Origin of the sequence: Winogradskyella immobilis, assembly GCF_021887715.1 — a bacterium.
Classification (GTDB): domain Bacteria; phylum Bacteroidota; class Bacteroidia; order Flavobacteriales; family Flavobacteriaceae; genus Winogradskyella; species Winogradskyella immobilis.
On sequence record NZ_JAIQXX010000003.1, the window covers coordinates 206,166 to 229,161 of the forward strand.

24 protein-coding genes are annotated in these 22,996 nt (G+C 31.1%); 14 read left to right on the plus strand and 10 right to left on the minus strand.

The genetic code is table 11. The features are described from left to right. The first annotated feature begins 11 nt into the window (after positions 1–11). Positions 12–428 (plus strand): type II 3-dehydroquinate dehydratase, encoded by a 417-nt coding sequence (gene aroQ / locus K8Z87_RS03930; RefSeq protein WP_227476177.1) that lies wholly within the window; start codon positions 12–14, stop codon positions 426–428. Positions 429–767: 339 nt separating this feature from the next. Here aroQ and lpdA read toward each other — a convergent pair whose 3' ends face one another. After that, a complete protein-coding gene (gene lpdA / locus K8Z87_RS03935) occupies positions 768–2,144 on the minus strand; it encodes a dihydrolipoyl dehydrogenase (protein ID WP_227476178.1) in 1,377 nt (458 codons plus the stop codon). 137 nt (positions 2,145–2,281) lie between these two features. Between lpdA and K8Z87_RS03940 the strand changes: the two genes are divergently transcribed. Then, positions 2,282–3,580: a TlpA family protein disulfide reductase gene (locus K8Z87_RS03940; protein ID WP_227476179.1), complete on the plus strand. Its 1,299-nt coding sequence runs from the start codon at positions 2,282–2,284 to the stop codon at positions 3,578–3,580. Here the strand turns inward: K8Z87_RS03940 and K8Z87_RS03945 are convergent. Then, entirely contained in the window at positions 3,575–4,126 is a 552-nt protein-coding gene (locus tag K8Z87_RS03945; protein ID WP_227476180.1) for a DUF1572 family protein, read from the minus strand. The two genes, K8Z87_RS03940 and K8Z87_RS03945, sit on opposite strands and share 6 nt — an antisense overlap. Before the next feature lie 5 nt (positions 4,127–4,131). Further along, complete coding sequence (msrB, locus tag K8Z87_RS03950) at positions 4,132–4,620, minus strand: peptide-methionine (R)-S-oxide reductase MsrB (protein WP_227476181.1); 489 nt, start codon at positions 4,618–4,620, stop codon at positions 4,132–4,134. A 193-nt stretch (positions 4,621–4,813) separates the two neighbouring features. On the opposite strand from msrB, the gene K8Z87_RS03955 reads away from it, so the two are divergent. Continuing rightward, a complete protein-coding gene (locus K8Z87_RS03955; RefSeq protein WP_227476182.1) occupies positions 4,814–5,641 on the plus strand; it encodes a M48 family metallopeptidase in 828 nt (275 codons plus the stop codon). A gap of 71 nt (positions 5,642–5,712) precedes the next feature. Then, the gene (locus tag K8Z87_RS03960; protein ID WP_227476183.1) at positions 5,713–7,059 is read left to right on the plus strand and encodes an MFS transporter; all 1,347 of its coding nucleotides are present in this window, start codon (positions 5,713–5,715) and stop codon (positions 7,057–7,059) included. A 239-nt stretch (positions 7,060–7,298) separates the two neighbouring features. On the opposite strand, the gene K8Z87_RS03965 is transcribed toward K8Z87_RS03960, so the two are convergent. Genes K8Z87_RS03965 through K8Z87_RS03980 form a run of 4 tightly spaced genes read right to left on the minus strand, consistent with a single transcriptional unit; the run spans position 7,299 to position 10,269 of the window. Further along, complete coding sequence (locus tag K8Z87_RS03965) at positions 7,299–8,033, minus strand: head GIN domain-containing protein (RefSeq protein ID WP_227476184.1); 735 nt, start codon at positions 8,031–8,033, stop codon at positions 7,299–7,301. Between the two features lie 44 nt (positions 8,034–8,077). Next, positions 8,078–9,166, minus strand: coding sequence for a hypothetical protein (locus K8Z87_RS03970; RefSeq protein ID WP_227476185.1), 1,089 nt, complete (start codon positions 9,164–9,166; stop codon positions 8,078–8,080). Further along, entirely contained in the window at positions 9,144–9,707 is a 564-nt protein-coding gene (locus K8Z87_RS03975) for a hypothetical protein (RefSeq protein WP_227476186.1), read from the minus strand. The genes K8Z87_RS03970 and K8Z87_RS03975 overlap by 23 nt, the downstream gene beginning before the upstream one ends. Positions 9,708–9,717: 10 nt before the next feature. Next, positions 9,718–10,269, minus strand: a complete 552-nt coding sequence (locus tag K8Z87_RS03980) for an RNA polymerase sigma factor (RefSeq protein WP_227476187.1) — start codon at positions 10,267–10,269, stop codon at positions 9,718–9,720. Between the two features lie 228 nt (positions 10,270–10,497). On the opposite strand from K8Z87_RS03980, the gene lon reads away from it, so the two are divergent. The 3 genes from lon (at position 10,498) to cmk (ending at position 14,995) form a co-directional block, all read left to right on the plus strand. Beyond that, on the plus strand, positions 10,498–12,954 hold the full coding sequence (lon, locus tag K8Z87_RS03985) for an endopeptidase La (RefSeq protein ID WP_227476188.1): 2,457 nt from the start codon (positions 10,498–10,500) through the stop codon (positions 12,952–12,954). Between the two features lie 329 nt (positions 12,955–13,283). Next, complete coding sequence (porQ, locus tag K8Z87_RS03990) at positions 13,284–14,303, plus strand: type IX secretion system protein PorQ (RefSeq protein ID WP_227476207.1); 1,020 nt, start codon at positions 13,284–13,286, stop codon at positions 14,301–14,303. 2 nt (positions 14,304–14,305) lie between these two features. After that, a complete protein-coding gene (gene cmk, locus K8Z87_RS03995) occupies positions 14,306–14,995 on the plus strand; it encodes a (d)CMP kinase (protein WP_227476189.1) in 690 nt (229 codons plus the stop codon). 75 nt (positions 14,996–15,070) lie between these two features. Here cmk and K8Z87_RS04000 read toward each other — a convergent pair whose 3' ends face one another. Next, on the minus strand, positions 15,071–15,445 hold the full coding sequence (locus tag K8Z87_RS04000) for a LysM peptidoglycan-binding domain-containing protein (protein WP_227476190.1): 375 nt from the start codon (positions 15,443–15,445) through the stop codon (positions 15,071–15,073). A gap of 238 nt (positions 15,446–15,683) precedes the next feature. Here K8Z87_RS04000 and rpsA point away from each other — a divergent pair, with 238 nt between their 5' ends. The 5 genes from rpsA to K8Z87_RS04025 all read left to right on the plus strand — a co-directional run bounded on the left by rpsA (position 15,684) and on the right by K8Z87_RS04025 (position 20,383). Continuing rightward, on the plus strand, positions 15,684–17,519 hold the full coding sequence (rpsA, locus tag K8Z87_RS04005; RefSeq protein WP_227476191.1) for a 30S ribosomal protein S1: 1,836 nt from the start codon (positions 15,684–15,686) through the stop codon (positions 17,517–17,519). Between the two features lie 144 nt (positions 17,520–17,663). Then, on the plus strand, positions 17,664–18,203 hold the full coding sequence (gene pyrR / locus K8Z87_RS04010) for a bifunctional pyr operon transcriptional regulator/uracil phosphoribosyltransferase PyrR (protein ID WP_227476192.1): 540 nt from the start codon (positions 17,664–17,666) through the stop codon (positions 18,201–18,203). 4 nt (positions 18,204–18,207) lie between these two features. Beyond that, positions 18,208–19,137 (plus strand): aspartate carbamoyltransferase catalytic subunit, encoded by a 930-nt coding sequence (locus K8Z87_RS04015; RefSeq protein ID WP_227476193.1) that lies wholly within the window; start codon positions 18,208–18,210, stop codon positions 19,135–19,137. 4 nt (positions 19,138–19,141) lie between these two features. Beyond that, positions 19,142–19,474 carry a ribonuclease Z gene (locus tag K8Z87_RS04020; protein ID WP_227476194.1) on the plus strand — a complete coding sequence of 111 codons (333 nt, stop codon included), beginning with the start codon at positions 19,142–19,144 and terminating at the stop codon, positions 19,472–19,474. Between the two features lie 3 nt (positions 19,475–19,477). Further along, positions 19,478–20,383, plus strand: a complete 906-nt coding sequence (locus K8Z87_RS04025; protein WP_227476195.1) for a ribonuclease Z — start codon at positions 19,478–19,480, stop codon at positions 20,381–20,383. Here the strand turns inward: K8Z87_RS04025 and K8Z87_RS04030 are convergent. Continuing rightward, positions 20,380–20,796, minus strand: a complete 417-nt coding sequence (locus K8Z87_RS04030) for a hypothetical protein (protein WP_227476196.1) — start codon at positions 20,794–20,796, stop codon at positions 20,380–20,382. The genes K8Z87_RS04025 and K8Z87_RS04030 overlap by 4 nt on opposite strands. A gap of 67 nt (positions 20,797–20,863) precedes the next feature. Here K8Z87_RS04030 and pdxH point away from each other — a divergent pair, with 67 nt between their 5' ends. Together pdxH and K8Z87_RS04040 are read left to right on the plus strand one after the other, a co-directional pair. Continuing rightward, on the plus strand, positions 20,864–21,511 hold the full coding sequence (gene pdxH, locus K8Z87_RS04035) for a pyridoxamine 5'-phosphate oxidase (RefSeq protein WP_227476197.1): 648 nt from the start codon (positions 20,864–20,866) through the stop codon (positions 21,509–21,511). Between the two features lie 207 nt (positions 21,512–21,718). Beyond that, positions 21,719–22,213 carry a CAP domain-containing protein gene (locus K8Z87_RS04040; RefSeq protein ID WP_227476198.1) on the plus strand — a complete coding sequence of 165 codons (495 nt, stop codon included), beginning with the start codon at positions 21,719–21,721 and terminating at the stop codon, positions 22,211–22,213. A gap of 535 nt (positions 22,214–22,748) precedes the next feature. On the opposite strand, the gene K8Z87_RS04045 is transcribed toward K8Z87_RS04040, so the two are convergent. After that, on the minus strand, positions 22,749–22,996 hold a 248-nt coding region (locus K8Z87_RS04045; RefSeq protein WP_227476199.1), incomplete at its 5' end, for an OmpA family protein.

Consider the following 22,996-nt stretch of genomic DNA (forward strand, 5'->3'; position numbering starts at 1 on the left):
ATATTTACCACATGAAGAAACTCATTATTATTAATGGACCTAATATAAACCTCTTAGGTAAAAGAGAACCAGAGATTTATGGTAATCAAACTTTTGAAGATTGTCTTGAAGTATTAAAAGCTAAATACAATACTATTAGTATAGAATATTTCCAATCTAATATTGAGGGAGAATTGATAGATAAATTACAAGAGGTTGGTTTCTCTCATGATGGAATTATACTTAATGCAGCAGCATATACTCATACTTCAGTGGGTATTGGGGATGCTGTTAAAGCTATTGAGACACCAGTGATTGAGGTACATATCTCTAATACATTTGCAAGAGAGGCATTTAGGCATCAATCATATATTTCTGCGGGTGCAAAAGGCGTCATTCTTGGTTTTGGCTTACAAAGTTACGATTTAGCCGTACAAAGCTTTATTTAATAGAAATCTTAAAATATTAAGATTATCCTCATCTTTTTTAACGATTATTTGATAATAGTTTATGATTTAGTTATGATTGGTTGGAGATTTATAACTATAAATTTGATGGTATCAACAATATATCATCAATCAATTAAAAAATGAACAGTTATTTTTTCGCCTTTTACTACTAGTTATATATTCAATGTAATACTTCTCGATTAAAAAGAAGCACATGTTAATATCTGTTTTTAATCAATAGACGTTCTAAATGTTATTTGGTTGGTTATAATTTTTAGAACTAAAAAAAGACGATTCTTAAAAGGAATCGTCTTTTATTTATAGAATTATTTTTTATTATTATAAATGAATAACTTCATCATAAGCATCTGCAACAGCTTCCATAACGGCTTCACTCATTGTTGGATGAGGATGAACTGCTTTTAACACTTCATGTCCTGTAGTTTCTAATTTACGTCCTAAAACAGCTTCGGCAATCATATCAGTTACACCAGAACCAATCATATGACATCCAAGCCATTCACCATATTTAGCATCAAAAATTACTTTTACAAAACCATCTTTATTTCCGCCAGCACTAGCTTTACCAGAAGCTGAAAAAGGAAATTTTCCAATCTTTACATCTAATCCTTGAGCTTTGGCTTGTTCTTCTGTTAAACCAACTGAAGCAATTTCTGGTAAGCAATAAGTACACCCCGGAATATTTCCATAATCTAAGGCTTCAACATGTTGTCCTGCTATTTTTTCAACGCATAAAATGCCTTCAGCAGAAGCAACGTGTGCTAATGCCTGACCAGGAGTAACATCTCCAATAGCATAATAACCAGGAATGTTGGTTTGGTAATAATCGTTAACCAAAATTTTATCTCTATCTACAGCAATACCAACATCTTCTAAGCCAATATTTTCTGTGTTAGATTTTATACCAACGGCAGATAAAACAAGGTCAGCCTCTAATATTTCTTCTCCTTTTTTAGTTTTCACTGTAGCTTTTACTCCTTTTCCAGATGTGTCAACTGAAGTCACTTCAGCAGAAGTCATTATTTTAATTCCAGATTTCTTAAAGCTACGTTCTAATTGTTTAGAAACTTCGTTATCTTCTACAGGTACAATTTTATCTAAGTACTCTACAATGGTAACCTCAGTACCCATTGAGTTGTAGAAGTATGCAAATTCTACTCCAATAGCTCCAGAGCCAACTACAATCATCTTTTTTGGTTGCTTTGGTAATGTCATAGCTTCTCGGTAACCAATAACTTTTTTGCCATCTTGTGGTAAACTCGGTAACTCACGAGAACGTGCTCCGGTTGCAACGATAATATGATCTGCAGAATATTCTTTTCCATCAACATCAACTTTCTTTCCAGTTTTAAGTTTTCCGTAGCCTTCAATGACGTCAATTTTATTTTTCTTCATTAAAAATTTCACACCATTACTCATGCCATCTGCAACACCACGACTACGTTTTACAACAGCATCAAAATCATGCTCAGCATCTTTAACTTTAAGGCCATAATCTTCTGCATGTTTTAAATATTCAAAAACTTGAGCAGATTTTAGCAAGGCTTTTGTGGGAATACAACCCCAATTTAAGCAAACTCCACCAAGACTTTCTTTTTCTACAACAGCGGTTTTAAATCCTAATTGTGAGGCTCTAATAGCAGTTACATAACCGCCAGGACCACTTCCTAAAACTATAATATCGTATTTACTCATCGGTAATTTTTTATTGAATTTTTGAAGATACGAATTTACGAAATCGAAATCGAAAAATAAATAATTCTAAATTTTAATTATAAAGCACTAAATATTAAAAAAACAAGTTATTAATTTAACTTCTAATACCATCAATTATGAAAACAAACCTCTTTATTATATTACTTTGTATTTCTATATGTCTATCGTGCAAATCAGAAAAAGAAGAAACAAAACCTAAAACATTAACTACAGTATTAGTCGGCGAAGTCATCAATAGACCAGAAAGTGACACGCTTTTGTTGGTTAAATCTTATGAAGATGCTAGATTCGATATTATAGCAAATATTCCTATAGTTGATAATGAATTTTATCATGAATTTGAATCTAAAGAAATAGAAGCTTATGATCTAATTTTTAAGGAAGAGCATGATGATGGAGCCTGGAGAACTGTTAGAATATTTCCTGAAACTGATACAATACATTTGACATTATATAGTCAAGAAGATTTTAATAATAACAAAGTAGTAGGAGGGAAGCTCAATAATAATTATACGAAGTATCTTAATACAGTTTTTTGGCCATATATAAAAAAACAGGAAGAAGTATATAAAATATTTGATAGCATTCCCTATGAAAACACATATTCAGATGTTTATGCTAAAGTTATTGAAAAATTAAACAGAGCGGAGACTCAAGAAGAACAAGTGCCTATTTATGCTGAGATGAAAAAGCTTCAAGAAGCTGATTTAGATAAAAATGAATTTGGAAAAAAAGTAGCTTTTCAAGCTAAGACATCTGAAAGAGAATATTTTAACAGAAAATATACTTTTATAAGAAATAACCCTAGTATAGTAAGTTACTCTTTAATAATTGAAGATATTCAAAGTATTGAATATAATGGCGCTCCAAAAGAAAAGATTATAGAAGCTTTAAATCGCTTAAAGGAAGCATTTCCAGAGCATACATATACCGAATTAGCTGAGAATTTATGGATTGGCTATACAGAAATGAAACCAGGTGGGCAATATGTGAATTTTAAAGCTCCTGATGTTAAAAATGTACTGTATGAGCTTAAACCAGAAGTAGATAAAAACGAAATAGTATTGTTAGATCTATGGGCGACATGGTGCGGACCCTGTATAGCAAAAACCAGATTGGTAAGACCTGTCTATGATAAGTATAAAGAGAAAGGGTTCTCTATTGTAGGTGTTGCAGGAGAATTTGAAAACTTAGACCGTTACAATATTTTTATGACAAAAGAGAAATGGCCATGGTTAAACCTCATAGAATTAGATAAGCAAAATAAAATATGGGAGAAATATAATGTAATGAATGGTGGTGGAGGTATGTTCCTGATTTCGGGCTCAGGTGAAATTTTAGCGGTCGACCCAACAGCTGAAGAAGTAGAATCTATTTTGCAAGAAAAATTGGTATCTAATACAGTTAAATTATAAATCGTCAGTAAAATGCCGACGACCTTTTTCAGTATTAAATTTAGAAGTGTTATAAGCTCTAGATTCTCCTCTAGGTATAGATAAAGATTGCCATTGAATACCTTTAATTTGTTTGCCTATTAAAACAATTTGTCCAATATGATAGGCATAATGCATCATTTGTCTATTTATAGCTTCTGTAACTGTGTGTCCTTGATTACGGATGTAAATAACACGTTCTAAATCTTCAATATTTAAAATAGACAAGGCTGTGAATAAACAATCCCAGCCTTTATTCCAGCAGGAAATAATATCACTTTTTGAAGAGAAATTAGCTTCAAATTCTTCATCGCGTTGCCTCCAAGATTTTTCACCATCCTCAATTAAAAAGTTAGTCCAACGACTTAGCATATTACCAGTTAAATGTTTAACAATAACTGCTATGGAGTTTGAATCTTCTTCTAATTGATTTCGTAATTGTTCAAAATTAAGCTGCTCAATAGTTTTATCTCCTAGTGTCTTATAATAGGTAAACTGTTTAATAACACTAGGTAGATAACTTTGCATTTAAATTATTTTTTTTCCGAAGGTATAAACTTTAATGCATCACCATTAATACAATGACGCTTTCCAGTAGTCTTTCTTGGACCATCGTTAAATACATGCCCTAAATGACCACCACAAGTTCCGCAATGTTCTTCGGCTCTTGTATAGCCTAGTTTATTATCCGTACCAAAAGCTACATTACCTTTTATTTCTCTATCAAAACTTGGCCAACCAGTACCAGAGTCAAATTTATGTTCACTTTTAAATAAAGGAGTATCACAAGCAGCACAATGATAAACACCTTCGGCATAGTTTTTATTTAAAGGGCTACTAAAAGGACGCTCAGTACCTGCTTGTCTTAATATATAATATTGTTCCTTAGTAAGGATACTTCTCCATTCAACATCTGTTTTTGTTACTGCATATTCAACAGTTTTTTGAGATTTATTTTTCTGTGCAGAACTATTGCAATTAAAAAATAAACTAACAACTAAAATTAATAAGATCTTTTTCATGCTATAAATTTACAATTTCATTAGGTTTGTTTCGTCGTAATATCTTTAGTTTAATTACAGAAAGATGTTAGTGTTTTTTAGAAGCCGATAAATAAATAAAAAAGAATCTAAAATGTGACTTTTGTAATTTTATAGGGTCTCATAAATTAGAATGAATTTTGTATTTTTATTACAATTAGTAAATATCATAACCATGAAATTTAAACATATTATCACCACAATTTTTGGAGTAGCATTATTTTTCTCATGTGCAACAAACCCATTTACAGGAAAAAAAACTATTGCATTAGTGTCAAATAATCAATTATTTCCTTCTTCAATAGCACAATATAACCAAGTAAAAAGCGAAAGTAAAATTATTACAGGGACTAAAGATGCTGAAATGATTAGAAGAGTAGGACAGCGTATAGCAACTGCAGCTGAACGTTGGTTAGATGCTAACGGATATCAAGGTTATTTAAATAATTATAAATGGGAGTATAGTCTTATAGATTCAGATCAAGTAAATGCTTGGGCAATGCCAGGCGGAAAAATTGCATTTTATACAGGTATATTACCTATTGCTGAAAACGAAACAGGTGTTGCGGCTATTATGGGGCATGAAGTTGCACATGCTTTAGCCAATCATGGACAGCAGCGTATAAGTAAAGGTGAATTACAAAAATATATTGGTCTAGGTGTTGCCGTTGGTACTAGTGGACAATCCGCTGAAGCACAACAAGCATGGATGCAGGCTTATGGTGTTGGTTCTACTTTAGGCATATTAGCTTACAGTAGAAAACACGAAACAGAATCGGATGCCATTGGCATTAAATTAATGGCTATTGCCGGATATAACCCTGATGAAGCTTCAGAGTTATGGAAGCGTATGAAAGCTAAGAGTGGCGGACAAGCTCCACCGATATTTTTAAGTACACATCCAAGTAATGATAGTCGTATTCAGAATTTAAAGAATTTATCTCAAGAAGCTAAGAATGAAGCTAAAAAATATGGCGTAACGTCTTTTAGACCTATAAATTAATATTGAGTTCATAATATTTGATTACTTTAGAAGCTGTTCATTAAGAACAGCTTTTTTTATTAAAATACATTATGGAGAAATTTAAAAAAGGAAGTAAAAAATTATTGAATGCTTGGGCGTTTTATGATTGGGCAAACTCGGTATATACATTAACCATTGCATCGTCAATATTTCCTATATTTTATTCGTCATTATTTGCATCAGATGAGCAACCAGTATATGCATTTGGGTTTGAAATGAAACAAACTGTTTTAATCTCTATTATTACAGCATTTACATTTATGGTAGTAGCACTTTCTTCACCTATTTTATCTGGTATTGCAGATTATGTTGGAAATAAAAAAACATTCATGAAATTTTTCTGTTACATGGGTGGATTGGGTTGTATAGGTTTGTACTGGTTTAGTATTGATAGAGATTTTATACATGTTAGTCTTCTGTTTTATTTTATGGGCTTATTAGGCTATTGGGGTAGTTTAGTGTTTTATAATAGTTATTTGCCAGACATTGCTTTTGAAGAACAACAAGACTCAATTAGTGCTAAAGGGTTTTCAATGGGTTATATTGGAAGTGTTATACTTTTATTAATCAATCTAGGAATGGTAATGAAACCTGAATGGTTTGGATTTGATATAGGGGAAACCGAGGAAAGTTTAAATCTAGCCAAGATTTCTGCAATGAAAATATCATTTATAACCGTAGGTTTATGGTGGATTTTATTTAGTCAATATACATTTTATGTGTTGCCCAAAGGAGTGTCTTCTGGGCATAAAGTAACTAAAGCAGTATTATTTAATGGGTTTAAAGAATTAAAAGGAGTTTGGGTAGAACTCAGACAAAACTTAAGACTAAAACGTTATTTAAATGCCTTTTTTGTATTTAGCATGGCCGTACAAACTATTATGTTAATGGCTGTATATTTTGGTGAAAAAGAGATAGCATGGGGATCTGATGGCGAAAAAACAGTAGGCCTTATTGTAAGTATTTTAGTAATACAAATTGTAGCAATACTAGGTGCGGTTTTAACATCTAAAGCTTCTGATAAATATGGGAATATCCCTATATTAATTGTTGTTAATGCCATTTGGATGTTAGTATGTATCTATGCGTATTTTATGCAAACACCAATTCAGTTTTACATTGCCGCTAGTGTTGTTGGTCTTGTTATGGGTGGTGTACAATCATTAGGAAGGTCAACGTATTCAAAATACATTCCTGAAAACACAAAAGATTCTACATCGTATTTTAGTTTTTATGATGTTGCTGAAAAGATAGGTATTGTTATAGGAATGCTGATTTTTGCAGTTGTTGACCAAATTAGCTCTATGCGTTATGCCATACTATTTTTGTTTGTATTCTTTTTAATTGGTATCATTTTACTTTTTAGAGTTCCTAGGCATGATGAGATATTAGAATAAAAGATTCTATTTTTGTGTAAATAAGATGGGTTTAAAGAAAGAACTCAATAAAATGTGATTTTTCACCTTGAGTACTCTCGATAACTATCGGCATTAAAGGTTTTTAAAATATAGTATTTCAAATAGGTTTCGACTGCGCTCAACCTGACCTTATTTTTTTTAAATTAAAATAGGACTCACGTTAAATAAAAAACCCGCTCATTGAGCGGGTTTTTTACAATATAAACAAGGTGTTATTTCTAATTTCTAGAAACGCTGCCAGAGCCAGCAATTTTTTTAGAAACTTCTGCATTTCCTTTATATTCTACGTCTCCAGAACCCGCAATAGAAGCTTTCAAATTACCATTACATTTAACTTCAATATCTCCAGAACCCGCAATAGAAGCTGTAGCATTATCAGTATTTAAATTAAATGCATAGATATCTCCAGAACCCGCAACACTTAATTTTGCTTTAGAGGCATTACCTTTTAAAGTGATGTCACCAGATCCAGCTAAATTACCTTTTAAGTCTTGAGAGTCAACATTTAAAATCATATCACCAGACCCAGCTAAAGATACTTTTAGATTATTAGAAGAGATTTTGTCTTCACTAATAACATCTCCAGAACCCGCTAAGGAAACAGAGTTAATATCTTCAAAAGGAATCGTTACTTTTATAGTTTTGCCTCTGCTACTTTGAAGATTAATTTTCTTTTCTACTTTAATAATAAGCTTACCTTTTTTAACTTCGGTAACAATATGTTTTAATAAATTAGATTCTCCTTCTAACGTTATTTCTCCTTCTTTACCAGCAACTAGTATAAAATCCATAGATCCTGAGCATCCAATACCATCATAGTCGCTAGTGCTTCTGGTTTCAGTGACTACATCACCATTTCCTTTTACTTTTTTGTTTCCCCAATTCCATTGCCCGTATGATAACGTGATTGTAAATAAGAAAGGAATAACTAAAATTGTTTTTAAATTTTTCATGATTTGTTGTTTTTAATTGATGTGTTTTATTTGTTTTTTGATTGTTATTGTTTTTTAAAACTTACACTTCCGTGTTGAGAATTAATCTTTACAAGATTTCCAGAATCTTTTGCACCATAGTAGCCTTGGTATTTTTTGCTTGTATGAGTTGTTTCTTTGTTTGTATAATTAAAACCATCAGAATCTCTCAATGAGCCATGTTGAAAGTATAAATCGAAATTAAAATTAAAACCAGCATCATAACCTATGGTCATGCTTGTAAATCTGGTATCTATATCGATAGTATTTACTATAGGAGCAACACGTTCTATTTTTAAAGAACCATGACTACCTCTTAATTTTAGATTTTTAAAAACATCGCCAATTCTAGTAGTGAGGTGATTACCATCTCCTTTTAAACTATTAACATTATCAACTTTTAGGGAACCATGATTACAATCGTATTCAATATTTTCTGCAAACTCTACTGTAGATTTTGTATGATTAGCTTTAATAGTTATATTTTCTGTTTTTGATATAGTATAACCGCTATGGTTAGCTGAAATTTCACCTTCATTAATATATTCAAAATAGCTATTTCTTGTATGATTAAAATCAATCACGTTGTCATTAGACATTAATTCTTTAGTAGTAATTTTACCATGATCACATCTTATTTTGCTTGAACCTTTTAATTGATCTAGATTAATTGATCCAAATTTATTGTAAAGATCTACATTATTAGTCATTGGCATTTTTATAACATAGTCAATCTCCATATTTAAATTCATCTTTTTTCCCCAATTCCACCAATTATTTTTGCTTTTTTCTATTTTGGTAATTGCGGAAACTAAGTTATTAGAAGCCGAAAAATCTATATCTATGCCATCAAGACGTTCTTGTACTTTTTCATCATTATTTCCACTTACTTTTATGGTAATATCAAATTCTATTCGGTTTTGATCCCAAGTAATTATATTTAAGTTACCAAAACTATTAGACACTTTTAAAGTTGCGTTTTCCGAGACATTAAATGATTTTTTAATGGTTCTATCTTTGGTTGTTTTTGCAGTCTCTATCTCTGTATTTGCTAATGCAATAAAAGGCATTAACAAAAGCAATAGAGCTAATCTAAATTGTATTTTTAGGTTCATCAGTGTTGATTTTTAATTCTTTAATAGTTTCTATTTGCTCTAGAACAGTATTTAAAATATCTATTCTACTCTGAAAGTTGGTAATCATTGCATAGATAACACGTTGATCGCTTCCGCTTTCTGTTAAATCTGTTTTTAAATTTTGATAATCGTTTTCTAATAATTGAACCTGTTCTATAGCATCAGTAATTATTTGTTCGGTTAATGGAGAACGTTCATTATTAAGTTTTTTTAATTCATTTTCAATTGTTGCTGTAAAAAAATCTTGTGTTTCAGACATCTCTGGTGAAACACTCGCTAAGTCTAATACCTCTGGTTGGTTTTGCATGGTTATAAGCACACTAAAGCAAATCACTAAAGAAGCAGCGATGGCTATAAAAGGCTTCCAATTAAAACGAGATGTTTTATTATAATTATTTGATGCTACATCATTGCTTTTTAGTTTATCTAAAAACCGAAGCTCATGATCTTTATTGGGCTCGTTTATATCAAACTCACCTTTTAAATTATCAAACAAATCGTCTATAGTATCTTTTTCCATAGTTCCTTAATTAAACAGTTTGCATTAATTTATTTCTTAAACTCTCTTTAGCTCTAGAAATCAGTGTTCTGCAATTAGCATAAGAGATATCCATAATATCAGAGATTTCTTCATAATCATAACCTTCAATAAGATGTAATGACAAACCCAAATTGTAGTTTGGTTTTAATGTTTTCATTGCGCTCATAATTTGCTTCACTTTATCAGAGTTATGATTACTTTCTTCAATGCCATTGTCATCTTCAACTTTATATAATACTGTGTCTAAAGGCACTTCATTTTGCTTAGACGTTTTGTTATAGTATGCAATACTATTATTAACTACAATGCGTTTTAACCAAGCACCAAATACTTTAGTGTCTTGTAGTGTATTTAGCTTTGTAAAAGCCGTTAAAAATGACTCTTGCATAATGTCTTCAGCTTTAAAAGAATCTTTTACAATTCTAATTGCTGTGTTATACATTGCTTTGTTATATCTGTTATAAACCTCTAGTTGTGCACGTTGGTCTCCAGATTGACAATGCAATAGTAACTGTTCGATATCTTGATTGGTTGATGTCAAAAAAACAATTGCTTTAGTATATAGATGGACACTTTCATAAACTGTTACAGTTTGAGCGAAAAAAGTTTTAATTTTTATAAAGGTAATGGCATAACAATTGAAAATATACTAGTGTGAATAACTTTGAATATCTTATAACTATCTGATATTCAATATAAAGTTAATTATTAATACTTTTAAAGAAATGCAGTTCTGAAATTTTAAATGACAGAATGGCTTAAATATACTATGGGAAAACAAAAATTTTTAGGGCTTGACAGTTTGTCATTTCAGGATTTTGATGAAAATTCAGAATTAATTCCTTTGATGACACCAGAAGATGAAGAGCAGATTAATAATGAGACCTTGCCAAATTCGCTTCCAATTTTACCATTACGAAATACTGTTTTATTTCCTGGAGTTGTAATTCCGATTACAGCTGGTCGTGATGCATCTATTAAGTTAATTAATGATGCCAATAAAGGAGGAAAAGTCATTGGAGTCGTTTCTCAGATTGATGAATCAATAGAGAATCCTAAAGAAGAAGATATTTATAAAACAGGAACAGTAGCTAGAATCTTGAAGGTTTTAAAAATGCCCGATGGTAACACTACTGTTGTGATACAAGGAAAAAAACGTTTTGAAATTAATAGTGTTATTTCTGAAACACCTTATATAACAGCAACAATATCTGATATACCAGAAGCAAAACCAGCTAACGATAATAAAGAGTTTAAGGCTATTATTGAGTCTATAAAAGATTTATCGCTTGAGATTATAAAAGAAAGCCCTAACATTCCTAGTGAAGCTAGTTTTGCGATTAAAAACATTGAAAGTAATTCATTTCTTGTCAATTTTGTGTCTTCAAACATGAATCTTAAAGTTGAAGAAAAACAAGAATTATTAACTATAAATGATCTTAAAGAACGCGCGTTAGCTACGTTAAAATTCATGAATCTTGAATATCAGAAATTAGAACTTAAAAACGATATTCAAAACAAGGTTCAAAGTGATATGAACCAGCAACAACGAGAGTATTTCTTGCATCAGCAAATGAAAACCATTCAAGAAGAGTTGGGTGGCGGTGTTTCTTATGGTGAAGAAATTGAAGAAATGCGAGAGCGTGCTAAGTCTAAAAAATGGGAAGGCAAAGTAAAAGAGCATTTTGAAAAAGAATTGGCTAAAATGCAACGTATGAATCCTCAAGTTGCAGAATATTCTATTCAGCGCAATTATTTAGACTTGTTTTTAGATTTACCATGGAATGAGTTTAGTAATGATAAATTTAATTTAAAGCATGCTAAAAAAGTTTTAGACCGTGATCATTTTGGCTTAGATGATGTTAAAAAACGGATTATAGAATATCTAGCGGTTTTAAAACTCCGTAACGATATGAAATCGCCAATCCTTTGCTTATATGGACCTCCTGGTGTTGGAAAAACTTCATTAGGAAAATCTATAGCAGAAGCCTTAGGTAGAGAATATGTGCGTATTTCTTTAGGAGGTTTAAGAGATGAAGCAGAGATACGAGGACACCGTAAAACATATATAGGTGCTATGCCAGGACGTATCATTCAAAGTTTAAAGAAAGCAGGCACGTCTAATCCTGTTTTTGTTTTAGATGAAATAGATAAATTATCATCCGGACATCAAGGAGATCCTTCTTCTGCAATGTTAGAAGTTTTAGATCCAGAGCAAAACAGTGAGTTTTACGATAATTTCCTAGAAATGGGTTACGACCTTTCTAAAGTTATGTTTATAGCAACTTCTAATAGTTTAAACACTATTCAACCTGCATTAAGAGATCGTATGGAGATTATTAATGTTAGCGGTTATACTATTGAAGAAAAAGTAGAAATAGCTAAACGTCATTTATTACCAAAACAATTAAAAGAACATGGTTTAGATGATAAGGCTTTAAAAATAGCTAAGCCACAGTTAGAGAAAATAGTAGAAGGTTATACTAGAGAATCTGGTGTAAGAGGCTTAGAAAAACAAATTGCAAAAATGGTACGCTATGCGGCTAAAAATATTGCAATGGAAGAAGACTATAACGTAAAAATCTCAACAGAAGATGTAATTGAAGTTTTAGGAAGCCCAAGATTAGAACGCGATAAATATGAAAACAATAATGTCGCTGGCGTCGTTACAGGCTTAGCTTGGACTAGAGTAGGCGGAGATATATTGTTTATTGAATCTATTTTATCAAAAGGAAAAGGAAGTCTTTCTATCACAGGTAATTTAGGGAAAGTAATGAAAGAATCTGCAACTATAGCTATGGAGTATATTAAAGCAAATGCAGATGAATTTGGTATAAAAACAGAGATATTTAATAATTATAACGTACATATCCATGTTCCGGAAGGCGCGACGCCTAAAGATGGGCCAAGTGCAGGTGTAACAATGTTAACATCTTTAGTGTCTTTATTTACTCAGCGTAAGGTTAAAAAGAGTATAGCAATGACAGGCGAGATTACATTGAGAGGCAAAGTATTACCAGTAGGTGGAATTAAAGAAAAAATCTTGGCGGCTAAACGCGCAAAAATCAAAGAGATTTTATTGTGTGAAGACAATAGAAGAGATATAGAAGAGATAAAGCAAGAGTACCTTAAAGGCTTAAAATTCCATTATGTAAAAGACATGAATGAAGTTCTAGATATTGCTTTAACAAAGCAAAAAGTGACTAAAGCTAAAGTCTTAGCTTAAGATTATACTAAATAAAAAAATTAACGCATAATAAAAGAATGGTTTTGTCTTTTATTATGCGTTAATTGGTTTAAAACAGACTTTTAACACTATAGTCTTAAATTTGAAAAAATAAAAAAATCTTATCTCCGTTCTAAGATAGATTTAGGCATACAATTTTTCTTTTGAAATTGTTATTAAAATGAAAATGATGATTTTTTGTTTTATACGAAATACAAAAATTAAGCATAACCATAGTTACGTTTTATTTTTTTATTGAAGTATAAGAGAAAAAAGGGCGTTTTATAATGATCATTTTAAAGGAAAAATTGTATAATATTGCATCATCTATGATTAAGAGGACTACGACTCTTTTCTTTCTATTAATAGCATTTCCTAGTTTTGCACAATTAGGTGGAGAATCCACATATCAATTTCTTAATCTAGTTTCATCGCCACGTCAAGCGGCTTTAGGTGGCAAGATCATTACTAATTTTGATTATGATGTTTCAGAATCTCTTTACAATCCGGCTTCTATTAATAGTGATCAACATAATCAATTGGCTCTAAATTACTCAAGTTACTTAGGTGGTATTGGTTACGGAACGGCGTCTTACGCATATACATGGGATAGACATGTGCAAACGTTTCACTTTGGGATAACCTATATTAATTATGGAGATTTTGACGGTTTTGACCTTAATGGGGTTTCTACAGGGTCATTTAGTGGAAATGAAGTCGCTATATCTGCAGCATATAATTATAATATTCCTTTTACAGATTTTTATATTGGTGGGAGATTAAAGATTATAACATCTCAACTAGAACAATTTAATTCAGTAGGTGGAGCTTTAGATTTTGGGTTTATGTATGTTAATGAAGATATAGACTTTAATGCAGCAATAACAGTTCGTAATTTAGGAACACAATTTACAACCTATGCAGGCGAAAATGAACCTATACCTTTTGAGGTTAATTTTGGATTATCTCAAACATTAGAATACATACCATTGCGTTGGCATTTAACCTTAGATAACCTACAAAAATGGCCAATTGGCAGACCAAATCCGGCCAGAGTAACTACAGATTTAAGTGGTAATCAAACAAAAGAGAACGTTGGTTTTTTTAATAATGCGCTTCGACATCTAATTTTAGGCGCAGAATTATGGCCAGATAAAGGTTTTAATCTTAGATTTGGATATAATTTTAGACGTGCTGAAGAATTACGTATTGTAGATCAACGTAACTTTTCTGGCTTATCTTTTGGTTTAGGAATGAAAATAAACAAGTTGAGGTTTAGTTACACACATGCTAGGTACACAGGTGCCGCCAACACAAGTTTTGTTGGGCTTCAAATAGATTTGCAATAAAGATGAATAAGATTGTTATTGCTATAGACGGATTTTCTTCAACAGGTAAAAGTACCATTGCTAAGTTATTAGCAAAAGAGCTAGGCTATATCTATGTAGATACAGGCGCAATGTATAGAGCAATTACTTATTATGCCTTGCAACAAAATTATATCACAGAAACTAATTTAAATAAAGCGGATTTAATTAAAGATTTAAAAACTTTAGCTATTAATTTTAAATACAATACAGCATTAGGCTTCGCAGAAGTATGCCTTAATGGTAATAATATTGAAGAAGATATTAGAACGTTAGAAGTGTCTCGTTTTGTAAGTAGAATAGCTGAAATCTCTGAAGTAAGACGAAAACTCGTAGAGCAACAACAGTTAATGGGTAAGAATAAAGGTATTGTTATGGATGGAAGAGATATTGGCACTGTAGTATTTCCAGAAGCAGAGCTTAAGATATTTATGACAGCTTCAGCAGATACTAGAGCGCAAAGGCGCTATAAAGAACTCATAGAAAGAGGACATAATTTAAACTACAATGATGTTTTAGAAAATGTAATGTCTAGAGATTATATAGATTCTACAAGAGAAGACTCCCCGTTAGTAAAAGCTAAAGACGCTGTAGAATTTGATAACTCTTCGTTAACTATAGAAGAGCAATTAGTTGCTATTAGAAATTTAGTACAACAAAGATTATCTAAATAAAAAAGCGATTAACCATAAGGTTAATCGCTCAGTTAAGAAGTCTTTAATATGTAAGAAGTCTTACCAAAAATACAATTATAAATTTGGAATCACTAATTCTTGATTAGGATGAATTAAATCAGGATTTTTTAAGACATCTGTATTTGCAGCAAAAATGTCTTTATATTTCATAGCATCTCCATAGTAATGCTTAGCAATTTTTCCTAAAGTTTCTCCTGATGCAACTGTATGTCTAGCATAAACAGAAGTGTCAGCAACATTAATATTTGCTACAATGTCCGATGGATTTTCACCGCCAACAGCTTTAATTTTATCCCAAATAAGATTCTTTTCGTATTGTGTATTTGCAGTACCTTCTACTCTTAAAACACCGTTTTCTTCAGTTATATTTCCATTTTGGATGTTTAGAGATTCTCCTAAGTCTAGTACACTTTGATATTTTGCTTTCATAATTCGTTTGTTTTTAAGATTAATAATTCTATAATTTTTAGACACAAATTACTAAAAAAAGTCACCTATTAATTTAACGATTCATTTTTAGGTAATTAGGTCTAATATATGTATTTTTGCACTCCTTTTGACGATTCAGGAAAATCAGAAGGAACAAGATAAACATTTATTTTAACACTTCTATGTGTTGATCGTATAAATTTTCCTCAATATATAGAATACAAATTTTTAATCAGCAATGGCTGAAAACAAAACAAAACAAGCTGAAGTTGAAGCAACTGAAGTTGTAAAAACAGAAGCGCCAGTAGTATCTGAAGCGCAAGCAAATCCAGAAAAATTTTTAAAAGAGTTCGATTGGCACAATTACGAAGAAGGTATTGAGCAAGTTGAAGACAAACAATTAGAAGAGTTTGAAAAATTAGTTTCTGAGAATTTTGTTGATACTTTAGATGATCAAGTTGTAGAAGGAACTGTAATTACACTTACAGATCGTGATGCAATTATTGATATTAATGCAAAGTCTGAAGGTGTAATCTCTCTTAATGAGTTTCGTTACAACCCTAACTTAGCAGTAGGTGATAAAGTAGAAGTATTAATTGATGTACGCGAAGATGCTACAGGTCAATTAGTATTATCACACAGAAAAGCACGTGTAATTAAAGCTTGGGATCGTGTAAATAATGCACACGATACAGGTGAGATTGTAAACGGTTTTGTAAAATGCAGAACAAAAGGAGGTATGATCGTAGATGTATTTGGTATAGAAGCATTCTTACCAGGATCTCAAATCGATGTTAAGCCAATTAGAGATTACGATCAGTACGTTAATAAAACTATGGAATTCAAGGTGGTTAAAATTAATCACGAATTCAAAAATATTGTTGTTTCGCATAAAGCACTTATTGAAGCTGATATCGAAGAACAAAAGAAAGAAATCATTGGCCAATTAGAAAAAGGACAAGTATTAGAAGGTATTGTTAAAAATATTACTTCTTATGGTGTGTTTATCGATTTAGGTGGTGTAGATGGTTTAGTTCATATTACAGATTTATCTTGGTCACGTATCAACCATCCAAATGAGATTGTTGAATTAGATCAAAAATTAAATGTTGTAATCCTTGATTTTGATGAGAATAAATCAAGAATTCAATTAGGACTTAAACAATTATCTAAGCATCCTTGGGAAGCTTTAGGTGAAGAAGTTAAAGTTGGAGACAAAGTAAAAGGTAAAGTTGTTGTAATCGCTGATTATGGTGCATTTATCGAAGTTGCTGATGGTGTTGAAGGATTAGTTCACGTTAGTGAAATGTCTTGGTCTACACATTTACGTTCTGCTCAAGATTTTGTTTCTGTAGGTGATGAAGTTGAAGCTCAAATCTTAACTCTAGATAGAGAAGATCGTAAAATGTCTCTTGGTATTAAGCAATTAGCTCCAGATCCATGGACTGATATTACAAGTAAATATCCTGTAGGTTCTAAGCATTCAGGTATTGTACGTAACTTTACTAATTTTGGTGTTTTTGTTGAATTAGAAGAAGGTATTGACGGATTAATTTATATCTCAGATTTATCTTGGACTAAGAAAATTAAGCACCCATCTGAGTTCTGTAACGTAGGAGATAAGTTAGATGTAGTTGTATTAGAATTAGATGTTGAAGGACGTAAGTTATCTTTAGGTCATAAACAAACTACAGAAAACCCTTGGGACAAATATGAAACTGATTTCGCTTTAGAAACTGTACATACAGCATCTATAACTGAAATCGTAGATAAAGGAGCTACAGTAGAATTTAATGAAGATATCGTTGCATTTATTCCTTCTCGTCATTTAGAGAAAGAAGACGGATCTAAATTAAAGAAAGGTGAAGAAACACAATTTAAAATTATTGAGTTCAATAAAGAGTTCAAGAGAGTTGTAGCATCTCATACTGCAGTATTTAGAGCAGAGGAAGCAAAAATTGTAAAGCAAGCTGTACGTAAAGCAGAAGCTCAAGCAGCAGAAGCAAAACCTACTTTAGGTGACGCTAATGATGCATTACAAGCGCTTAAAGATAAAATGGACGGAAAAAAATAATGAATTCCTGCAAAACAGGAATCTTATCCTAAATTTATAATCAAAAGCCTTCTAGAAATAGAAGGCTTTTTTGTTATACAACAATGAGTTTGTAACTCAAATAAATTAGTTTAACTTTGTCCTCCAAATACGTTTGGAAGTTATATGAGTCAAAAAGTATTACTGAATTCTAAAGAAGTAAACATTATCCTTCACAGATTGGCTTGTCAACTTATTGAAAACCACAACGACTTTACCGATACCGTTTTAATAGGCTTACAACCTAGAGGCAAATTTTTAGCAGAACGATTAGCTAAAATGCTAACGGATGATTATAAGATTAAAAATGTTAAATTAGGTCAGTTAGATATTACTTTTTTTAGAGATGATTTTAGAAGAAGTAATAAACCACTAGAAGCCAATACAACAGATATAGAGTTTATTGTAGAAGATAAAAATGTAGTATTTATAGATGATGTTTTATATACTGGACGTAGCATAAGAGCTGCTTTAACAGCAATACAATCATTTGGCAGACCAAAGCATATAGAACTATTAACTTTAATAGACAGACGTTTTAGTAGACATCTGCCGATTCAACCTAATTATAGAGGAAGACAAGTAGATGCTATTAATGAAGAACGCGTTAAAGTTAATTGGAAAGAGAACGAAGGAGAAGATTCAGTATATCTGATAAATAATTAAAAGCATGAGCGAGTTAAGTGTCAATCACTTATTAGGAATTAAATATCTGACTTCTGCAGATATTGATCTTATTTTTGAAACTGCAGATCAGTTTAAAGAAGTTATTAATAGACCTATTAAAAAAGTACCATCATTAAGAGATATTACAATTGCTAATTTATTTTTTGAAAACTCAACACGTACAAAATTATCTTTTGAATTAGCAGAAAAACGTTTGTCTGCAGATGTTATTAATTTTTCAGCATCGCAATCTTCAGTTAAAAAAGGAGAAACATTAATAGATACGGTAAATAACATTTTATCTATGAAAGTAGATATGGTGGTTATGAGACATCCAAATCCAGGCGCAGGTGTATTTCTATCTAAGCATATTAATGCAAGTATTATTAATGCAGGTGATGGCGCCCATGAGCACCCAACACAAGCTTTACTAGATACATATTCTATTAGAGAAGCATTAGGCTCAGTTAAAGGGAAAAACGTTGTTATAGTAGGAGATATATTGCATAGTAGAGTTGCTTTGTCTAATATATATGCTCTACAATTACAAGGAGCTAATGTAATGGTATGCGGCCCTAAAACCTTATTGCCAAAGTATATTAAAGATTTAGGAGTTAAAGTAGAAACTAATTTGCGTAAAGCATTAAATTGGTGTGATGTAGCTAATATGTTACGCGTGCAAAACGAACGTATGGATATTAGTTATTTTCCATCAACTAGAGAATATGCTCAGCAATTTGGGGTAACTAAAGATCTTTTAGATGATTTAGATAAAGAAATAACAATTATGCATCCAGGGCCAATAAATAGAGGAGTGGAGATTACTAGTGATGTTGCAGATTCTAAACAATCTATTATTTTAAATCAAGTAGAAAATGGTGTAGCTGTTCGTATGGCTGTCATTTATTTATTAGCATCAAAAATAAAACATTAGAATTATGATTTTTGATAAAGATGGTAACATTACTATTATTACTCAAGAAAGTGCTTCAATAAAAACATTAGCTCATAATATAGAACAAGGATATGATAAATATAAAGCAGATCATATTATAGTTAATATATCGAGTTTAGATGAACTAACCTTAGATGATATTGTAAAATTCCTTAGAATTAGTAATACACATCGAGGTGATAAAAAATCATTTGTTATAGTTTCAAATAAGATAGATTTAGATAGTGTACCAGATGAAATATGCCTTGTGCCAACTTTGCAAGAAGCTTATGATATTATTGAAATGGAAGATATAGAACGCGATTTAGGATTTTAATCGATGAAATTAAATATCCTTGGCTGTTATAGTGCTACACCACGAACCAATACCAATCCTACATCTCAGGTTTTAGATATAAATAATCACTTATTTTTAATTGATTGCGGAGAAGGCACGCAAGTAGAATTACGTCGGAATAAAATAAAATTTTCAAGGATAAAGCATGTTTTTATTTCGCACTTACATGGAGATCATTATTTTGGATTGGTAGGTTTAATATCAACATTTAGGCTATTAACTAGAGAAACAGATCTTCACATTTATGGACCAAAAGGACTAAAAGAAGTGATAACACTTCAACTGAAATTATCAGATTCTTGGACCAATTACAAATTGATTTTTCATGAGTTAACCTCTAAAGAATCTCAGCTCATTTTTGAAGACGATAAAGTAGAGGTTTATACAATACCTTTGGATCATCGTATATATACCAATGGATTTTTGTTTAAAGAAAAGGCAGGAGATAGAAAGTTGGACATTAATGCAGTTCTCAACGCAGATATAAGCCAAGCTTACTACCGTAAATTAAAACAAGGCGCAGATGTTATTAATGAATCTGGAGTGGTAATTAAAAATGAATCCGTTACAAAAGACCCAGCTAAGCCTAAAAGCTATGCATTTTGTAGTGATACAGCCTATAATGAAACGATCATTCCTATTATTAAAGATGTAGATGTACTATACCATGAATCTACATTTTTAGAAAAAAATAAAAACCTTTGTCAGCCTACAAAACATAGTTCTGCTAAGCAAGCAGCAACTATAGCAAGCAAAGCAAATGTAGGACAATTGATATTAGGACATTATTCAACACGTTATGATGATATTAATCAATTTAAAGACGAAGCGCAAACCATTTTTGAAAATGTAGAGTTGGCGGAAGACGGAAAAGTATTTGAATTTTAATACTGTAATTCATCAAGTTGATGAATCCATTCAATAGCTTCTTTAAGTGATGAAGCTCTTTTTATACTAATATTAGAGAGTTGCTTTTCTAAATTTGCATTAAAAAATGTAGATTCTCTATAAATGACTATGGCACTAGCAATAATAATAGCGTCTTCACTATTAAAATAAGACCATAATATAGGGTCTATAGAATAACTATTTACTCTATTCGCAACATAAGCTAAATTATTAAATCCAGAATACATATCTAATAATGAGCGAATTAAAGTTTCTAATTTCTGTTGATCAAAATGTTCTCCTTCGTTAACTTCAAGTATAAAGTATTTATCACAAGCGTAATAAGTACAAAAATTTAAAATAACTTTTTGGTAATTAGTAGATTTAGAAATTTCAGAATCTTCAAATTTCATTTCATTTTTTTTATAAATCTACATATTTTTTGAAGGAAACAAAATTTTCAAGTAATTTCGTTCTATCATGGAAAAAGACTTAAGTAACTACCGAAGATCATACGATAAAGGACAACTTTTAATTGAGAATGTGCCAGAAAATCCCATAGAACTGTTTAGAGATTGGTTTTTAGAAGTAGACAAGCATTTTCCACAAGATGAGACAAATGCTATGACCATATCTACTATTGGTTTAGATGGCTACCCTAAGAGTAGAGTAGTGCTATTAAAAAAATACACACACAAAGGTTTTATTTTTTATACCAACTATGCTAGTGAAAAAGGCAAGGCTATATCTGCAAACCCTAATGTATGTTTATCTTTTTTTTGGCATGGAGCTGAGCGTCAAATTATTATTAAAGGAATGGTAGAAAAAGTAGCTGATAATTTAAGTGACAGTTATTTTGAGTCTCGCCCTAGAGGCAGTCAACTTGGAGCTATAGCATCTAAGCAAAGTGAAGTCATAGATAGTAGAGACCATTTAGATAGTAATTTAAAAAGACTTGAAGAACAATATAAAGATAAATCAATAGCTCGCCCTAAGACTTGGGGTGGATATATTGTTAAACCTGTTGAAATAGAGTTTTGGCAAGGTAGACCTAATAGACTTCATGATAGACTTCGTTATCAACTACAAGAAGATAGCAATTGGAAGATTGATAGATTATCGCCTTAATTTGTAATTTCAAATCTTTATTTAGACGATTAAATGTGTTTTAATGACGATTAAACGCACGTTTTTATTCCTTAAGCATGCATTTCATCGATTATTTGCATATATTTTCGATAAAACACATGCTTTTAATCGATTTTAACATTTTGTTAACATTTTAAGTGTAAATGAAACTTACTTTAGTAGTCCCAAACATTAAAATACCTACTTATGAAAGTTTCTACACTAATGCCTTTTTTGGCAATTGTAACCCTCTTGAGCTTTACATCTTGCTCAACAGAAAATTTTGAAGACGATATAGAGGCCATAGAATTAACTACTGCTCCTCAAGCAAAAGAAATAGAAATAGAGATTCTAGAATTGATTAATAACCATAGATTAACAAATGGTCTTAGTGCATTAGGTAATCATGATACAGTCAAAGCAGTAGCTTTTACGCATACAGATTATATGATTGAAGTTAGTGATGTATCTCATGATAATTTTTACCAGAGAAAAGTGAGCTTAGAAGCAAATGCTGGTGCACGAGTAGTATCAGAAAATGTAGGCTACGGATTTTCTACAGCACATTCTGTAGTTAATGCTTGGTTAAATAGCCCGGCACATAAAGCAAATTTAGAAGGAGATTTTACCGATTTTGATGTATCGGCTGAACAAGACGAAAATGGAAGATGGTATTTTACCAATATATTTATAAAAAGATAGTTTTAAAGTTTTTTTAGTTAGTTGAAAAGCCATATTATATTTTTAATATGGCTTTTTCTTTGTCTAAAACTTAAATGGGTTACTAATCTTCAGAATACAGTTCAACACTCTATTTAAAACCTTTTTGAATTTATTTATCGACTCCAACATCTAAATCATAAAATAAGATATATAAATTTACATGACTAGAAATATACGAACGTATTAGTATAATTTAACATGTATTGCTTTCTATACACACTCTATGATATAATGAAGAATTCAATGTCAATGTACTATTATAACTAATAATAAGTACACTTATGCTAATGAAATAAGATTACTTAAAACTCAGCAGTATTTATATAATCTCGCAACATAGCCTGTTTCCTTTTTATAAGTAAAGATAAGTTTTATTGAAAAGAGAAAAAGGGATTAATATAGCTAAGACAACATTTTAAAGGTGTTATAACTAAAAAGCCAACTTACTTTATGATACCCATTAAAAAAAGCCTTCAAATTAGAAGGCTTTTTTATATAACGAGTATGTGTTTTTTTACTGTTTCACAATATAGAAGTAAGATCTTCTATTCTTTTGGTGTTCATCTTTGGTACATTTTACCCCATTAGAACATTTGTTAAGCAATTGTGATTCGCCATATCCAATGGCAGACTCAATTCTATTTTCAGCAATACCTCTAGAGAGTAAATAATCTCTAGTAGATTTAGCACGTCTATCAGATAATTTCATATTGTATTTATCACGACCACGGCTATCGGTATGCGATTCAATTTTAATAACCA

What these genes read in the sequence shown, in the direction of transcription:
- aroQ (WP_227476177.1), top strand. Translation starts at nt 12, where the DNA reads ATGAAGAAACTCATTATTATTAATGGACCTAATATAAACCTCTTAGGT.
- lpdA (WP_227476178.1), bottom strand. Translation starts at nt 2,144, where the DNA reads ATGAGTAAATACGATATTATAGTTTTAGGAAGTGGTCCTGGCGGTTAT.
- K8Z87_RS03940 (WP_227476179.1), top strand. Translation starts at nt 2,282, where the DNA reads ATGAAAACAAACCTCTTTATTATATTACTTTGTATTTCTATATGTCTA.
- K8Z87_RS03945 (WP_227476180.1), bottom strand. Translation starts at nt 4,126, where the DNA reads ATGCAAAGTTATCTACCTAGTGTTATTAAACAGTTTACCTATTATAAG.
- msrB (WP_227476181.1), bottom strand. Translation starts at nt 4,620, where the DNA reads ATGAAAAAGATCTTATTAATTTTAGTTGTTAGTTTATTTTTTAATTGC.
- K8Z87_RS03955 (WP_227476182.1), top strand. Translation starts at nt 4,814, where the DNA reads ATGAAATTTAAACATATTATCACCACAATTTTTGGAGTAGCATTATTT.
- K8Z87_RS03960 (WP_227476183.1), top strand. Translation starts at nt 5,713, where the DNA reads ATGGAGAAATTTAAAAAAGGAAGTAAAAAATTATTGAATGCTTGGGCG.
- K8Z87_RS03965 (WP_227476184.1), bottom strand. Translation starts at nt 8,033, where the DNA reads ATGAAAAATTTAAAAACAATTTTAGTTATTCCTTTCTTATTTACAATC.
- K8Z87_RS03970 (WP_227476185.1), bottom strand. Translation starts at nt 9,166, where the DNA reads ATGAACCTAAAAATACAATTTAGATTAGCTCTATTGCTTTTGTTAATG.
- K8Z87_RS03975 (WP_227476186.1), bottom strand. Translation starts at nt 9,707, where the DNA reads ATGGAAAAAGATACTATAGACGATTTGTTTGATAATTTAAAAGGTGAG.
- lon (WP_227476188.1), top strand. Translation starts at nt 10,498, where the DNA reads ATGGGAAAACAAAAATTTTTAGGGCTTGACAGTTTGTCATTTCAGGAT.
- porQ (WP_227476207.1), top strand. Translation starts at nt 13,284, where the DNA reads ATGATTAAGAGGACTACGACTCTTTTCTTTCTATTAATAGCATTTCCT.
- cmk (WP_227476189.1), top strand. Translation starts at nt 14,306, where the DNA reads ATGAATAAGATTGTTATTGCTATAGACGGATTTTCTTCAACAGGTAAA.
- K8Z87_RS04000 (WP_227476190.1), bottom strand. Translation starts at nt 15,445, where the DNA reads ATGAAAGCAAAATATCAAAGTGTACTAGACTTAGGAGAATCTCTAAAC.
- rpsA (WP_227476191.1), top strand. Translation starts at nt 15,684, where the DNA reads ATGGCTGAAAACAAAACAAAACAAGCTGAAGTTGAAGCAACTGAAGTT.
- pyrR (WP_227476192.1), top strand. Translation starts at nt 17,664, where the DNA reads ATGAGTCAAAAAGTATTACTGAATTCTAAAGAAGTAAACATTATCCTT.
- K8Z87_RS04015 (WP_227476193.1), top strand. Translation starts at nt 18,208, where the DNA reads ATGAGCGAGTTAAGTGTCAATCACTTATTAGGAATTAAATATCTGACT.
- K8Z87_RS04020 (WP_227476194.1), top strand. Translation starts at nt 19,142, where the DNA reads ATGATTTTTGATAAAGATGGTAACATTACTATTATTACTCAAGAAAGT.
- K8Z87_RS04025 (WP_227476195.1), top strand. Translation starts at nt 19,478, where the DNA reads ATGAAATTAAATATCCTTGGCTGTTATAGTGCTACACCACGAACCAAT.
- K8Z87_RS04030 (WP_227476196.1), bottom strand. Translation starts at nt 20,796, where the DNA reads ATGAAATTTGAAGATTCTGAAATTTCTAAATCTACTAATTACCAAAAA.
- pdxH (WP_227476197.1), top strand. Translation starts at nt 20,864, where the DNA reads ATGGAAAAAGACTTAAGTAACTACCGAAGATCATACGATAAAGGACAA.
- K8Z87_RS04040 (WP_227476198.1), top strand. Translation starts at nt 21,719, where the DNA reads ATGAAAGTTTCTACACTAATGCCTTTTTTGGCAATTGTAACCCTCTTG.